This window comes from Streptomyces neyagawaensis, assembly GCF_023516595.1.
Taxonomy (GTDB): domain Bacteria; phylum Actinomycetota; class Actinomycetes; order Streptomycetales; family Streptomycetaceae; genus Streptomyces; species Streptomyces neyagawaensis.
Map to the genome: position 1 here is coordinate 1 of NZ_JAMGBG010000071.1, position 14,512 is coordinate 14,512.

Genomic DNA, 14,512 nt, shown 5'->3' on the forward strand with positions numbered 1-14,512 from the left:
GGGGCCGACGGAGGGGCGGCCGGTGGAGCGGCCCGGGGAGCGGCCGGCGGGGTCGACGCGGGCTCGGTCGGTGAGGCGGGCGGCGCAGTCGGGGCGCCCGGGCCGGCGGGCGCGTCCGGTGCCGGGGGCGCCGAGGGGACCGGTATGCGTTCCCGCCCGCACTTCATGCAGTAACGCGCGTCGTCGGGGCCGGGGGCCCCGCAGTGCGGACAGTAGGACGTCATGGAACGCTCCGTCATCCAGAGAACTCGTGCCGTGATCGGACGTGGGCACACGGGTGCCGCGTGTGCGGTGACGTATCAAACGGACGGCGTTTTCCGTTGACCGGTTCCCATCAACAGGGCGCCCTCTGAGGCTTCCCCCTTACGGGTGAACCTTGAACCCCCGGTGCAGGGCGACGACCCCTCCGGTGAGGTTCCGCCACGCGACCTTGCCCCAGCCGGCCTTCTGCAGCCGCTCGGCGAGACCGGCCTGGTCGGGCCAGGCGCGGATGGATTCGGCGAGGTACACGTACGCGTCGGGGTTGGACGACACGGCGCGCGCGGTCGGCGGCAGCGCCCGCATCAGGTACTCGGTGTAGACGGTCCGGAACGGCGCCCAGGTCGGGTGCGAGAACTCGCAGATCACGACCCGCCCGCCGGGCTTGGTCACCCGGTGCATCTCGCGCAGCGCGGCGTCCGTGTCCTGGACGTTCCGCAGGCCGAAGGAGATGGTCACCGCGTCGAAGGTGTCGTCCTTGAACGGCAGCCGGGTGGCGTCGCCCGCGGTGAACGGCAGCCAGGGGGTGCGTTCCTTGCCCACCCGGAGCATGCCGAGGGAGAAGTCGCAGGGGACGACGTACGCGCCGGTCCGTGCGAAGGGCTGTGAGGAGGTGCCGGTGCCGGCCGCCAGGTCCAGGACCTTCTGGGCGGGGCGGGCGTCCACCGCCCGCGCGACCTCCTTGCGCCAGCGCCGGTCCTGCCCGAGGGACAGCACGTCGTTGGTCAGGTCGTACCGTTCCGCCACTCGGTCGAACATCGAGGCGACTTCGTGCGGCTGCTTGTCCAGGGATGCGCGGGTCACGGGCCCATTGTGGCAGTAGGGGCCGAGCGGCCTCGCAGCGCCCGTCCCGGCGACCACGGCGTGGCGCGCGGCCCGGTGTGATTGGTTTCCCGCGTGAGCAGCATGAGGAATGTCCCGAAACCGGCCGCCCCACTGATATCCGCGATATCCGCGATCTCTGCGATATCCGTGATGTCCGCGCTGGTCCTGGCGTGCGCGGGCTGCGCCACGGGGCCGACGGAGTCCGCCTCCGCGCCGAGCGGGGCGCCGAGGACACCCGACGCGAAGGCGACGGCCGCCGAGAAGGCGGCGGGGACCTCCACGGTGTACGCCCCCTACGTGGACGCCACGGAGGCGTCCGACCTCGACGACGCCGGGTCGGCGGCGGCGTACCAGCTCGCCTTCGTGATCGCCGACGGCGACGCGTGCGAGCCCGCGTGGAACGGGACCACCCCCCTCGGCGACAGGGCGGTGAAGTCCCGTGTCGCGGCGCTGACGGAGTCCGGGGCGTCGGTGCGGGTGTCCTTCGGCGGGGCGTCGGGGACGGAACTGGCCGGCGCCTGCGACGACGCGGACGACCTCGCCGACGCGTACGGCGCGGCACTGGACGCCGCCGGCGCGACGGCCGCCGACTTCGACGTCGAGGGGGACGCGCTGAAGGACTCCGACGCGGTGGACCTGCGGTCCGAGGCGATCGCCCGCCTCCAGCGGGATCGGCCCCGCCTCACCGTCTCGTTCACGCTCCCCGTGATGCCGTCCGGCCTCGACGACGACGCCCTCGCCCTGCTCCACTCGGCGAATGACGCGTCCGTCGAGGTCTCCACCGTCAACATCATGACCATGAACTACGCCAGTTCGTACGACGGCGACATGGGCGACTACGCGGAGCGGGCCGCGAGGGCCACGCACCGACAGGTGCGGGACGTCTTCGAAACGTCCCCGGCCACGGCGTGGAGGGCTCTCGCCCTCACTTCGATGCTCGGCGTCAACGACGTGGAGAACGAGACGTTCACGCTGGAGGACGCGGCGCAGGTCAGGAAGTTCGCGGAGGAGAAGGGGATCGCCTGGGTCTCCATGTGGGCGACGTTCCGGGACCGGGAGTGCGGGGACGGGGCGAGTGACGCCCTGACCGACTGCAGCGGGGTCGAGCAGGAGGCCGGCGCGTTCGCGGAGGCGTTCTCGGGATGAGCGGGGCGGCGGCCCCCGCGGTCAGCGGTGCCCGTGTCGTCAGCGGTGCCCGTGTCGTCAACGGTGCCCGTGTCGTCAACGGCGCCCGTGTCGTCAGCGGCGGCGGTGCACCAGGCGGCCCGCGCAGACCGTCGCCACACAGGTGCCCGCCTCGTCGAAGACCGCCAGGTCCGCCCGGCCGTCGTCGACGATCGCCGGCGGGCGGGGAGCGGCGAGCACGACGACGTCGTTCCGTTCGGCGGCGGCGCGGAGTTCGGGGGTGTCCGTGTGGTCCGCCAGCACGGCGGTCGCCCCGGACTTCAGCACCACGTGGACGCGTTCCCTTGGGGTGGGCGCGTCAGGGAGGGGGCCCTCGTGGACGCGGGCGGGGCCGAGCACACCGGGCCACCGGCGCACGCGGGCGCCCGGGAACCGCTCCTGGATCTCCTCCAGTGGTCCCGCGGCCCGGACCCGGATGCCCTCGACGACCACGGCGCCGTCCTTGACGGGCTCCGGGTCGTCCCAGGTGAGGCGTACCTCGTCGGCGGCGTGGATCGTCAGCATGCGAGGGCTAGTTGGACGCGAGGATCTTCAGCTCGGGGTGGGCCGTGCCGCCCTCGATCGCCGTGGACGAGATGTGGGACTGGACGCGCGCGTCGACCGGGTCGTTCGCCGGGTCGTCGTGGACGACGAGGTGTTCGTACGTCGTGGAGCGCTGGGCCGGGACCCGCCCCGCCGTGCGGATCATGTCGATCATTTCCTGGAGGTTGGAGCGGTGCTTGGCACCGGCCGCCGAGACGACGTTCTCCTCCAGCATGACCGAGCCGAGGTCGTCCGCGCCGTAGTGCAGCGTGAGCTGGCCCGCGTCCTGGCCGGTCGTCAGCCAGGAGCCCTGGATGTGGGCGATGTTGTCCATGAAGAGCCGGGAGATCGCGATCATCCGCAGGTACTCGAAGATCGTGGCCTGGGTGCGGCCCTTCAGATGGTTGTTCATCGGCTGGTAGAGGTACGGGATGAACGCGCGGAACCCGCCCGTGCGGTCCTGTACGTCACGGATCATGCGCAGGTGCTCGATGCGCTCGGCGTTGGTCTCACCGGTGCCCATCAGCATGGTGGAGGTGGACTCCACACCCAGGTTGTGCGCGGTCTCCATGATCTCCAGCCAACGCTCACCGGACTCCTTGAGCGGCGCGATGGCCTTGCGGGGACGCTCGGGGAGCAGCTCCGCGCCGGCGCCCGCGAAGGAGTCGAGGCCGGCGGCGTGGATCCGCTGGATCGCCTCCTCGACGCTCACCTTGGAGATCCTGGCCATGTGCTCGACCTCGGAGGCTCCGAGGGAGTGGATGACCAGCTGCGGGAACTCCTTCTTGATGGCGGCGAAGTGCTTCTCGTAGTAGTCGACGCCGTAGTCCGGGTGGTGGCCGCCCTGGAACATGATCTGGGTGCCGCCGAGTTCGACGGTCTCCGCGCAGCGGCGCAGGATGTCGTCGAGGTCGCGGGTCCAGCCCTTGTCCTTGGCCGTGGGCGGGGCGTAGAACGCGCAGAACTTGCACGCCGTCACGCAGACGTTGGTGTAGTTGATGTTGCGCTCGATGATGTACGTCGCGATGTGCTCGGTGCCCGCGTAACGGCGGCGGCGGACGGCGTCGGCGGCGGAGCCGAGCGCGTGCAGCGGAGCATCGCGGTAGAGGTCGAGCGCCTCCTCCGGTGTGATCCGCCCACCCTCGGCGGCACGGTCGAGAACGGACTGGAGGTCGGCCTTCTCGGTCACCGGGAGCGTCCCTTTCGTAAGGGTTGGACGGACCACGCCAGCCTACGCCAGCCGCCGCGCACGGCCGACGTCAGCCCGGACGTCCCCGGACCTCACGCCGCGTACGCCTCCAGGAGCAGGCCCAGGTACGCCCCCGCGATCATGAACGGCCCCAGGGCGACGAGTTGTCGGCGTGCCGCCCGACCGCGGACGGCCTGGACGACGGTCCAGACACTGCCGACGAGCGCGCCGGCGAAGGTGCCGACGTACAGGGCGCCCCAGCCGTACCAGCCGAGAACCGCGCCCAGGCCCACGGCGAGCTTCACATCGCCGAAGCCGAGGGCGAGGGGGCGGATGAGGAAGAGAAGGAAGTACGCGCCGCCGAGCGTGAGGGCGCCCAACGCCGCGGTGCGCCACTCGCCCGCGTGTTCGGGGAGGAGGGCGGCGCCGCCCAGGAGGAGGAGCGCGAGGGCGGCGAACGGGAGGGTCAGCGGGTCGGGGAGGCGCTGAACCTTGAGGTCGATCAGGACGAGCAGAACGCCGAGCGGGGCGAGAACGAACCAGACGCCGAGCTCCGGGCGTACGCCGGTGGCCAGGGCGAGCGTGACACAGACGAGGGAGGTGAGGGCGGCGAGGGTGCGGGTGCTTGGACCGTAGGTGCAGGGGGTGGGGGCCGTGGAGTCAAGGATTGCTGTGGCGGGGGCGGTTGCGGTTGCGGTGGCTGGGGTGGGGGCCGGGCAGCGGGCGCGGCCCAGCCAGCCGCGGGCAGGGCCGGTGAGGGGGTGGCCCGAGGGGCACGTGGTCTGCCAGGGGGAGTCCTCGTCGACCGCGAAACGGTAGGCGGGGCGAGGCAGCAGGGCCCCCGCCGCCGCTCCCCAGAGGGCGCCGACGGCCGTCAGGACGATCAACCAGAGGTCCGGATCCACGGGGGTCAGCCTAGGGGGGTGAGGCGCGGGGGCCGCCAGGGTTTTCGGCCCCCGCCGCCCCTGCCCGTCCCGTCCTCCAGGGGCTGCCGCCCCTTCGACCCCGCGCTCGCCGTTCGGCTCGGGGTGCGGGGGTTTCGTCGGCGGGTGCGGGAACGGCGTGGGCTTGTCGCGCAGTTCCCCGCGCCCCTACGGGGCCGGGGTCAGCCAGGTGTGCGGTTCCTACTTCAGCTTCTTCAGCCGGGCCGTCGGGTCGCCGGCGTCCGCGTTGTCCGCCGCGTACTGGAGTGCGTCGCCGTCGAGGGTGAGGGTGACGACGTGGGTGTTGCTGGTGCAGGTACCGGGGTTGTTCTCGGTGTCGGCGATGCTGGTGGCGAGGACGTGTGCGTCCGTGACCTCCTTGAGGACCAGCTTGTCGTCGCAGGCGCCGCCCAGCGGGTCGACCGAGCGGAAGGTGCCGAGGTCCTTACCGACGGCGGCCTGTTTCAGGGTGATCCGGAAGGTGCCGGCGGGGAGCTTGCCGTCCAGTGCGTAGCCGTCGCCCTCCCACGTGCCGAGGTACTTCGCCGGTACGTCGCCCTTCGTGTCGCCCGGCACCTCGGAGGGGCTCACGCTCGCCGTCGGTGCGGGGGCCGCGCTGTCGCTGTTGGCGTCGTCCTCGCTCTTGAGCATCCCGAAGACGAACACCGACCCCACGCTGACCGCCGCGAAGGCCCCCGCCACGGCCAGCGCGATCGAACAGCTCACTCTTCGGCCACGCCCGCCGGCCTCGGTCGTCGAGGCGGCGGCCACGCTCAGGGAGATCTTGCCTGGCGCGGTCGGCGGCGGCACGGTGTCCGCCACCGCGGCATCCGCGCGTGCGCCGGGCACGTACGTGGCGGGGCCGGAGTGCGCGGGCGGCGCCGACGGCATGGACGGCGCTGACGGCATCGAGGCCATCGATGGCATCGATGGCATCGACGGCATCGACGGCGACATGACGGGTGGCGGCCCGAACGTCCCGCTCACCCCACTCATCCCACCCGGCGTGGCGTCCGTCGGCGTCGGCGTGCCCGGCTCCCCCACCGAAGGGCTGCTGAATCCCACCGGCCCGGAGGGGCCCGGTTCCGTCGCGTCCAGGTTGAGGAGGTGGACGGCGCTGCGGCCGACCTGTTCGACGAGGGAGCCGGGGAGCCAGCCGGCCGTGACCAGGCGGGCGGCGCCGTCGGGGGCGAGGGCGCGGGCGACCTCGTCGGGGGCGGGCCGGGCGCCCGGTTCCTTCGCGAGGCAGTGCTCGACCAGGTCGCGCAGGTCGCCCCGCAGACCGTCCAGCCGGGGCGGCTCGTGGACGACCTTGTAGAGGAGCGCGGCGGAGGAGTCGCCCGGGAAGGGGGACTCCCCGGTCGCGGCGTAGGCGAGGACCGCGCCGAGGGAGAAGACGTCCGCGGCGCCGGTGACGCCGTGGCCGAGGATCTGCTCGGGGGACATGTAGCCGGGGGAGCCGATGGAGACGCCGGTCGAGGTGAGGGAGGCCGTACCGTCGGTGGCGCGGGCGATGCCGAAGTCGATGAGGAGCGGGCCGTCCACGGTGAGCAGCACGTTGGAGGGCTTCACGTCGCGGTGGACCAGGCCCAGCGCGTGGACCGCGGAGAGGGCCTCCGCGAGGCCGGCGCCCAGTACCCGGACGGTGTGCTCGGGCAGCGGGCCGCCGTCCGCGACGGCCGCCGAGAGGGAGGGCCCGGCCGCGTACCCGGTCGCCACCCAGGGGACGGACGCCTCCGGGTCGGCGTCGAGGACGGGCGCGGTCCAGGCGCCGCCGACCCGCCGGGCGGCCTCCACCTCGCGGCGGAAGCGGGCGCGGAACTCCTCGTCCAGCGCGAAGTGCGGGTGCACGACCTTCACGGCGACGGTGCGGCCGCCGGCGCTGCGGCCGAGGTAGACCCGACCCATTCCGCCGGAGCCGAGCCGGCCGAGCAACCGATAGGGACCCACGATCGTGGGTTCGCCGATGTCGAGCGGCTGCATCGCCCCACCCCTCCCCCGTGCGTCCACTCCAGGACTCCCCAGCAGCGTAGTGCCGTACGCCCGAAAGGGAATGCGAACGCCGACCGCCACTCCCACAGAACCCGGAATTCGTCAAACGAATTTCCGGCGACGGCCCGGCGGCCGGCGAAGGAAATGCTCAGGAAAGGAGATCCACCTTCACATCCGCCGGAAATCCCGTCGTGGGCCCGACCCGGCGCGCGAACTCGGCGACGGCCCGCAGCTGCGGGTCGCCGAAGCGGAAGTCGAGGGTGTTGAAGTAGCGCTCCAGGACCTGCTCGTCGAAGGCCTCCCAGCGGGCGGCCTGCTCCGCGACCTTGGCGACCTCGACCAGGGAGAGGTCGCGGGAGGCCAGGAACGCCTCGTGGACCTGCCGGGTGACCTGCGGGTTGCGCTCCAGGTAGTCCCGGCGCGCCGCCCACACCGCGAAGACGAACGGCAGTCCCGTCCACTCCTTCCACATGGCGCCCAGGTCGTGCACCTGAAGGCCGTACATGGGGCCGTCGAGCAGATTGGCCCGCAGCGCCGCGTCGCCGATCAGTACGGCGGCCTCCGCCTCCTGCATCATCAGCGAGAGGTCGGGCGGGCAGGTGTAGTACGACGGCCGCACCCCGACGTTCTCGGCCAGCAGCAGCTGGGCGAGGCGTACGGAGGTGCGCGAGGTGGAGCCGAGGGCGACGCGGGCGCCGTCCAGGCGTTCGAGGGGGACCTGCGAGACGATGACGCAGGACATCACCGGGCCGTCGCAGCCGACCGCGATGTCGGGGAAGGCGACCAGGTCGTCGGCGTTGCGGAGGAACTCGACGAGGGTGATGGGGCCGATGTCGAGGTCCCCGCGCACCAGCTGCTCGCTGAGCTTCTCCGGGGTGTCCTTGGTCAGCTCGAAGTCGAGGAGCGTGCCCGTTCTCGCGAGCCCCCAGTACAGGGGCAGGCAGTTCAGGAACTGGATGTGGCCTACGCGCGGCCTGGTGCGAGAATTGTCCACATCGCGAGACTAGACCTCATGAGGTACGGTCCGGGGTCCGGGGTACGAGCGGCGGGCACGAGGCGATCGAGGGACGGTCGTCAATCCGGCGCAACGATCACTCAAACATCTGGGTGACGTGATCTTGACCTCTATTGCTTTCGGCTGCCCGCGTGCTAGGCTCGCCGCAAGTTGCAGTTTGGTTTCCCTTGCAGTACAGAGCCTGCGGAGCATGTAACCGCGGGCTCTAGTCGTTTTCAGACGTATGCAGTTGTGCGGCACTGTTTCACACTTGCAGGTTCTGGAGCAGGGCGACCCTTTGGGCCCAAGGAGGGCTTATGGCTACCGGAACCGTTAAGTGGTTCAACGCCGAAAAGGGCTTTGGTTTCATCGCCCAGGAAGGCGGCGGCCCCGACGTCTTCGTTCACTACTCCGCGATCAACGCCAACGGGTTCCGTTCGCTTGAGGAGAACCAGCAGGTCTCCTTCGACGTGACCCAGGGTCCGAAGGGCCCGCAGGCGGAGAACGTCACCGCCATCTGAGACCGTTCCAGTCTCTGATCCGGACCTGAAAGCAGTACCCAAGGAGTCCCGCGCCGCACGGCAACGGGACTCCTGCCTTTTTTCCGGCCCTTTTCGGAGGGGCCGCACCTGTCGGAGGGGCCGCGCCTTCCCGATGGGCCGCGCCTTCCCGATGGGCCGCGCCTTGCCGATGGAACGCACCTTCCCGATGGAACGCACCTTCCAGTGGGCCGCATCTTTCAGATGTGCTGCATGACGAGCACGAACGACGTTCCCGGCGCCAGCGCCTCGTACGAGTGCGGGACATCTCCCCGGAACGCCATGTAGTCGCCCGGCCCCAGCACGACCTCCTCGCCCCTCGGGCCCGCCTTCACCCGGCCTGTGCTCACGGTGAGGTGCTCGACCGTTCCCGGGATGTGCGACTCCGACTCCCGCTTCGAACCCGGTTCCAGCCGGGTGCGGTAGATGTCGCGGCGCGCGCCGGGCGGGCTCGCGGAGAGCAGGACCGCCGTGTAGCTGGAGTGCTCCGAGTGGACCGTGGGCCCCTCCTCCGCCCGGATGACCTGCACCGCCGGCGCGGGCGGCTCGATCAGCGCGCTGAACGGAACCCCGAGCGCCACGCCCAGCGCCCAGAGAGTCTCCATGCTCGGGTTGCCGCTCGCCGCCTCCAGTTGGGACAGCGTGGACTTGGCGATCCCGGCGCGTTTGGCCAGCTCGGAGAGGGAGAGGCCGGCGCGCGTGCGCTCCCGGCGGAGGGAGGCGGCGATCCAGTCGAGCGGGAGGCGCGCCGGGGGTTTCCCGTCGTGCCGCGTCTCGTCCCGCGTCTCTCCGGTTCCGTTCTCGGGCGCTGCGTCGGCCATGTCGTTCGCTCCAGAAGTACGATCGTTCGCCTTGACGAACAGGGTGCCTGCTGTTCATTGTAGAAAACATGCGTTCGCTTCTCCGAACAGGACGTGTCCGTCGTCCGGACGTCCACGACCCCGAGCTGCTCCGCGACATCGCCCTGGTGTGTACGGCCGGCGGTGTCGTCGGGCTCTCCTTCGGCGCGATCTCGGTCGCGGGCGGGCTGCCGGTGTGGGTGCCGGTGGTGATGTCGCTCGTGGTGTACGCGGGGGCGGCGCAGTTCAGCGCGGTGGGGATCCTGCTGGCCGGGGGCGGCCCGTTCGCGGCGGCGGCCACGGGGCTGCTGCTCAACACCCGTAACGCGGCGTTCAGCCTGGCGGTCGCCGACGTCCTGGGCCGGGGCAGGCTCGCCCGGCTGGTGGGCGCGCACCTGGTCACCGACGAGACGGCGGCCTTCGCCCTGGCCCAGCGGGATCCGGTACGGCGCCGGGTCGCGTTCTGGGTCTCCGGGATCGGCCTGTTCACCACGTGGAACGTGTGCGTCCTCGCGGGCGCGCTCGCCGGGTCCGCCCTGGGTGACACCGCCACGTACGGCCTCGATGCCGCCTTCCCCGCCGTGCTCGCCGCGCTCGTCCTGCCCGCCCTGCGCGAGCAGCGACCGGTACGGCGGGCCGCGCTGCTCGGGGCGGTGGTGGCGCTGGCGGCCACTCCGCTGACCCCCACGGGAGTCCCCGTCCTCCTCGCGCTGGCCGGTCTGCTCGTCCGGCGGCCCTCGGGGCGGCGGGAGGCGGCGGCATGAGCGGCGGGGTCGTCGTCGCGATGCTGGCCCTGGCGGTGGGGACGTACGCCCTCCGGCTCACCGGGCCGCTGCTGCACGGGCGGGTCGAGGTCCCCGCACGGGTCCGGGAGCTGCTGGCCGCCGCGGCCGTGGTGCTGCTGGTGGCGCTGCTCGCCACGGGCGCCCTGACCGAGTCGGGCGGCTTCGCCGGCTGGGCCCGCCCCGCCGGGGTGCTGGTGGGAGGCGTACTGGCGTGGCGGAGGGCGCCGTTCGCGGTGGTGGTGCTGGGGGCGGCGGCGACGGCGGGGGTGCTGCGGGCGCTGGGGGTGCCGTAGGCGAGGGCGCCGGTGGCGTGCGGCGGTGGGCGTAGGGCGTGGGGCGTTGCCATGGGCGCGACGGCGGTTCGGGGGCGTGCGCCCGGCGCGTCCGTCCGCGATGACTTATCCGCCCCTGGCGGCCAGCTCCTCCAGAACCCGGCGAACGCGGACACCCGGGCCCAGGTCGGGTTCGAGGCCCTTGCCTTTCAGGAGGGCGGCGAGGGATGCCTGGACCACCTCGGCGCCCTCGGGGGCGACGCGCTCGGAGACCTCCAGCCACTCCAGCGGCTCGCCCCCTTCCGGGCGGCCGTCGAGAGTCCAGTGCTCCAGCGTGACCTCGTGGTGGTCGAGCCGTACGCCACGCCGGCGGACCGCGTGGACGGGGCCGAGGACGTCGAGCGAGCCGAAGCCGACGCTGACGTCGGCGCAGTCGGCGAGGAAGGCCCGTTGCCGGTCGGAGAAGACGAGCTCCAGCGGCTTCGCCCCCGTGGCCGCCGCCTCCACCGCCGTACGGTCGCAGTCCGAGACGAGCGTGGCGGACAGGACCCGGCGGTCGCCGGACCAGGTGTCCGCGAGGTGGAAGGAGTCCGGTCCCTGCTCACGGAAGCGCAGCCAGCGCTCCGAGAGCCGGGACCGGCGACAGGGCCGCAATTCCGCGGTCGCGGCCCCGACCCGCCCGCTCCCCGCCCGTAGGCGCAGGATCAACCCCGCATCCAGAAGCGGCAGCTGACCCGGCGCCGTGGAGCGGGCGAGAGCCTCACAGAAGTAGACGCGGCGCCGGGCTCCCCCGGTGTCCGGCGCCAGCGCCCGGGTCGCGGCGGCCGCGCCCGCACCCGAGAACGTCACCTTGATCTCGACCGAGTCGAGCCGGTCGAGCGAGTCCGACCGGCCCGGCCGGTCGGACCCGGAGGTGAGATCCCCGCGTTCCACGGATGCCGGCATGAGCCGTCCCCCTTGTTCCGCGACCTGGTTCATCCCCTGGTCTTCCCTCGGTCCCCTGAATCCCTCGGGAAGTCCTTCAGGGTTTCCCCCTTGCACCGATCCCCTCTGATTTCCTGCTGTGCTCGACTACCTGCTGTTCCTGATCTCGTGCTGTTCCCCTTGATTCCCTGTGCTGCGCGGTTCCCCGATCCCCCGTTCAACGAGGTCCCGCGAGACATCATTGAAGCCCCGGACGGATCGGGCCCGCTTCCGGGAAGTCCCTACATCTCGCCCCGACCGATCCCGGCTTCGACCTTCTTGGCCCGCCCTCCGCGCGGCATGATGGACGACGACGGGCGGGCGCGGGCGGGCACCAGGGGGTGGCGCATTGTTACGGGGACTCGTCGGTCGGGAGCGGGAACGCCGGCTGATGGACGACCTGCTCGTGGCGGGTGGGGCGGCGCTGCTCCTGTGGGGCGAGCCCGGCATCGGCAAGACGGCTCTCCTCGACTACGCGGCGGAGCGGGCGACGGCCGGAACGTCGGGCTCCGCACCGGCGACACTCCTGCGGGCCCGGGGCATCGAGACCGAGACGGTGCTCCCGTTCGCCACCCTCGGCGACCTTCTTGTGCCCTATTCGTCCCTTTTCAGGGAACTCCCCGGAGCGCAGCGCGCCGCCCTGGAGTCGTGTCTCGCGCTGGGCGGTGACCCCGCCGACCCGCCGGGCAACCCGTACGCCGCCTGCATGGGCGCCCTGAACGTCCTCGCCGCGCTCGGCGACGAGCGTCCCGTCGTCGTCCTCGTCGACGACCTCCACTGGGTGGACCCCTCGTCCCAGCGCGTCCTCCTGTTCATCGCCCGCCGCCTCTCCAGCGAACGGGTCGCCCTGGCGCTCGGCTCCCGCGAGGACCACGGGGAGTCGGGGCCGCGCCGCAGCATCCCGGCGGTGCAGGTGGGCGGATTGACGGCGGAGGAGTGCGCGGAGCTGCTGGCGGGCACGAGAGCGGGGGCGGGTGGCGCCGGCATCCGGGCGGCGGGTGATGCGGTGCGGCGGCCCGGTGTCGCGCCCAGCGTGCTCGTGGACCTCGTGCAGATCAGCGGTGGCAACCCGCTCGCCCTGCGGGAGATCGCGAGCGGGCTGACGGAGGAACAGGCGCGCGGGGAGCGGCCGTTGCTGGACCCGCCGTCCCTCGGCAGTCATCTGGAGCGCGCCTGGGCTACCCGTATCGACGCGCTGCCCGAACCGGCCCGCCGAGCGCTGGTCGTCCTCGCCGCCGGTCGCTCGACGGCGGCGGGCCCGCTGCGGAAGGCGCTGGAGGCGGCCGGGCTGTCGCTCGACGCCCTCGCCCCCGCGGAGGAGGACGGCCTGATCACGGCGACGGCGGACGGCCTGGACTTCCACCATCCGGTGTTGCGCGCCCTGGTCCTGGGCCGTGCCCCCCTCGCCCTGCGCTACGCCGCGTTCCAGGCGCTGGCCGAGGTGAGTACGGGCCCGCTGCACGCCTGGTACCGGGCGTCCGCGACCCCCGGCCCCGACGAGGACACGGCGGCCGCGCTCGCGGAGGCCGCGCTGGAGGCCCGGCGCCGCAGCGCGTTCGGGGAGGCGGCGCTGGCCTGGCGCCGGGCCGCCGACCTCACCCCCGACCCCGCCGCGCGCGCCGGGCGCCTCCTCAACGCCGCGTCCGACGCGCTCCTCAGCGGCTCCCCCGCCGGGCCCCAGTGGTGCGAGGAGGCCGTCCGCATCACCCCCGACCCGGCGATGCGCGCCGCGATCCAGGGCCTGCTGGGCCGGATGTACACCTGGAAGGGCGAGACCGCGCAGGCGTACGGCCTGCTCGTGAACGCCGCCGAGGCCGTACGCGACACGGACCCCACCCGCGCCTGCCTCCTGCTCGCCGAGGCGACGGCCGCCGCCCGCCTCGACGGCCATGTCCCGGCGGCCGTACGCGTCGCCGAGGAGTCCCTGGCCCTCGCCTCCGAGTCCGGCCCCGAACGCTGGTACAGCCTCACCCTCCTCGGCGGCGCCCTCGTCATGGCCGGCCGTACCGCCGAGGGGCGCGCGATGCTGGAGTCCGCCGACCGGCACGGCGCGGGCGACCCCGTACGCGACCAGCAGGTGTACGCGATCGCCGGGCAGGCGTGGAGCCGTGTCGAGGAGTTCACGCGCGGCCGCGCCCTGCTCAACACGGCGGTGGAGTCGGCGCGGCGGCACAGCGCGGTCGGGGTCCTGGGCTTCACCCTCGCCGTACGGGGCGAACTGGAGACCCGGATCGGCCAGTGGGCGTCCGCCCGCGGCGACCTGACGGAGGCGCTGCGCTGGGCGGAGGAGCTGGGCCAGCTCACCTGCGTCAGCTACGCCCTGTACTGCCTGGCCCGCCTGGAGGCACTGCGCGGCGACCGCGTGGAGTGCGAGGAGCATGTGGCGCGGGCGCGGCGGGAGTGCGGGGCGTACGGCATCGGCTGCCAGGAGTTCCACATGACGGCCGTGCTCGGCCTGTCGGCCCTGGCGTACGGCGACCACGAGGCGGCGGCCGACCAGTTGGAGCAAACGTTGTCACTCGCCGTGGAGCAGGGCATCGGCAACCCGGAGGTGGTGCCCTTCGCGGCGGACCTGGCGGAGGCGCACGTACGGGCCGGGAACGCGGCGCGGGCCGGCGAGGTGGTCGTGTGGCTGGAGGAGCGGGCGAGGGAGACGGGCCTGGCCTCGGCGGAGGCGGCGGCCGCACGCGTACGGGGCCTGCTGGCCGGGACGCCGGAGGAGGCGGAGGCGTGCTTCGGGGCGGCGCTGAAGGCGCACGGGCGGACGACGGGCCCGTTCGACTGGGCGCGGACACTGCTGTGCGAGGCGGAGGTGCTGCGCCGCCACCGGCGCCCGGCAGCCGCCCGGGCGCCCCTGTCGTCCGCCCTGGCCTGCTTCGAGCGCCTGGGCGCGGTGCCGTGGGCGCGGCGCGCGGCGAGCGAACTGGCGGCGGCCGGGGGTCTGCCGACCACCGCCCCGTCCGGGACCGGGTCCGGTTCCGGCGGCATGGGCGGGGTCCTGGACCAACTGACACCCCAGGAGTTCCAGGTGTCGCGGGCGATCGCGAGGGGCCTGAACAACACGGAGGCGGCGGCGTCACTGTTCGTGTCGCGCAAAACGGTGGAGGCCCACCTCACCCGCATCTACCGAAAGCTGAAGGTCCGCTCGAGGACGGACCTGACGAGACTGCTGACGGCGGCGGACCTGGTGGATTGAGAAGGCTTCTGGACGGGGGGAACGAGAAGG

Annotated in this window: 14 protein-coding genes; 5 read left to right on the plus strand and 9 right to left on the minus strand. The window is 72.8% G+C overall.

The genetic code is table 11. The features are described 5' to 3' along the window. Together M8J73_RS45585 and M8J73_RS27680 are read right to left on the minus strand one after the other, a co-directional pair. On the minus strand, positions 1–239 hold a 239-nt coding region (locus tag M8J73_RS45585; RefSeq protein ID WP_372504027.1), incomplete at its 3' end, for a zinc-ribbon domain-containing protein. 124 nt (positions 240–363) lie between these two features. Then, positions 364–1,062: a demethylmenaquinone methyltransferase gene (locus M8J73_RS27680; RefSeq protein ID WP_055543025.1), complete on the minus strand. Its 699-nt coding sequence runs from the start codon at positions 1,060–1,062 to the stop codon at positions 364–366. A 171-nt stretch (positions 1,063–1,233) separates the two neighbouring features. Here M8J73_RS27680 and M8J73_RS27685 point away from each other — a divergent pair, with 171 nt between their 5' ends. Continuing rightward, on the plus strand, positions 1,234–2,229 hold the full coding sequence (locus M8J73_RS27685) for a chitinase (protein WP_063799339.1): 996 nt from the start codon (positions 1,234–1,236) through the stop codon (positions 2,227–2,229). Between the two features lie 93 nt (positions 2,230–2,322). Here M8J73_RS27685 and M8J73_RS27690 read toward each other — a convergent pair whose 3' ends face one another. The 5 genes from M8J73_RS27690 to M8J73_RS27710 form a co-directional block, all read right to left on the minus strand. After that, complete coding sequence (locus tag M8J73_RS27690) at positions 2,323–2,772, minus strand: hypothetical protein (protein WP_055543027.1); 450 nt, start codon at positions 2,770–2,772, stop codon at positions 2,323–2,325. Positions 2,773–2,779: 7 nt separating this feature from the next. After that, complete coding sequence (gene mqnC / locus M8J73_RS27695) at positions 2,780–3,979, minus strand: cyclic dehypoxanthinyl futalosine synthase (RefSeq protein WP_055543028.1); 1,200 nt, start codon at positions 3,977–3,979, stop codon at positions 2,780–2,782. Positions 3,980–4,071: 92 nt separating this feature from the next. Continuing rightward, complete coding sequence (locus M8J73_RS27700) at positions 4,072–4,884, minus strand: prepilin peptidase (RefSeq protein ID WP_249829216.1); 813 nt, start codon at positions 4,882–4,884, stop codon at positions 4,072–4,074. A 219-nt stretch (positions 4,885–5,103) separates the two neighbouring features. Continuing rightward, complete coding sequence (locus tag M8J73_RS27705; RefSeq protein WP_249829217.1) at positions 5,104–6,885, minus strand: serine/threonine-protein kinase; 1,782 nt, start codon at positions 6,883–6,885, stop codon at positions 5,104–5,106. A gap of 157 nt (positions 6,886–7,042) precedes the next feature. After that, positions 7,043–7,888, minus strand: coding sequence for a menaquinone biosynthetic enzyme MqnA/MqnD family protein (locus M8J73_RS27710; RefSeq protein WP_055540294.1), 846 nt, complete (start codon positions 7,886–7,888; stop codon positions 7,043–7,045). A 317-nt stretch (positions 7,889–8,205) separates the two neighbouring features. Here M8J73_RS27710 and M8J73_RS27715 point away from each other — a divergent pair, with 317 nt between their 5' ends. After that, positions 8,206–8,409: a cold-shock protein gene (locus tag M8J73_RS27715; RefSeq protein WP_043442843.1), complete on the plus strand. Its 204-nt coding sequence runs from the start codon at positions 8,206–8,208 to the stop codon at positions 8,407–8,409. A 218-nt stretch (positions 8,410–8,627) separates the two neighbouring features. Here the strand turns inward: M8J73_RS27715 and M8J73_RS27720 are convergent, their stop codons facing one another. Further along, a complete protein-coding gene (locus M8J73_RS27720; protein ID WP_079055000.1) occupies positions 8,628–9,248 on the minus strand; it encodes a helix-turn-helix domain-containing protein in 621 nt (206 codons plus the stop codon). 68 nt (positions 9,249–9,316) lie between these two features. On the opposite strand from M8J73_RS27720, the gene M8J73_RS27725 reads away from it, so the two are divergent. Both M8J73_RS27725 and M8J73_RS27730 read left to right on the plus strand, forming a co-directional pair. Next, positions 9,317–10,030 (plus strand): AzlC family ABC transporter permease, encoded by a 714-nt coding sequence (locus tag M8J73_RS27725; protein ID WP_107424033.1) that lies wholly within the window; start codon positions 9,317–9,319, stop codon positions 10,028–10,030. Next, a complete protein-coding gene (locus M8J73_RS27730; protein ID WP_249829218.1) occupies positions 10,027–10,344 on the plus strand; it encodes an AzlD domain-containing protein in 318 nt (105 codons plus the stop codon). The genes M8J73_RS27725 and M8J73_RS27730 overlap by 4 nt, the downstream gene beginning before the upstream one ends. A gap of 105 nt (positions 10,345–10,449) precedes the next feature. On the opposite strand, the gene M8J73_RS27735 is transcribed toward M8J73_RS27730, so the two are convergent. After that, positions 10,450–11,268, minus strand: a complete 819-nt coding sequence (locus M8J73_RS27735) for a hypothetical protein (protein ID WP_249829219.1) — start codon at positions 11,266–11,268, stop codon at positions 10,450–10,452. A 409-nt stretch (positions 11,269–11,677) separates the two neighbouring features. Here M8J73_RS27735 and M8J73_RS27740 point away from each other — a divergent pair, with 409 nt between their 5' ends. Beyond that, positions 11,678–14,482, plus strand: a complete 2,805-nt coding sequence (locus tag M8J73_RS27740) for a helix-turn-helix transcriptional regulator (RefSeq protein WP_240501707.1) — start codon at positions 11,678–11,680, stop codon at positions 14,480–14,482. Positions 14,483–14,512: the final 30 nt, after the last annotated feature.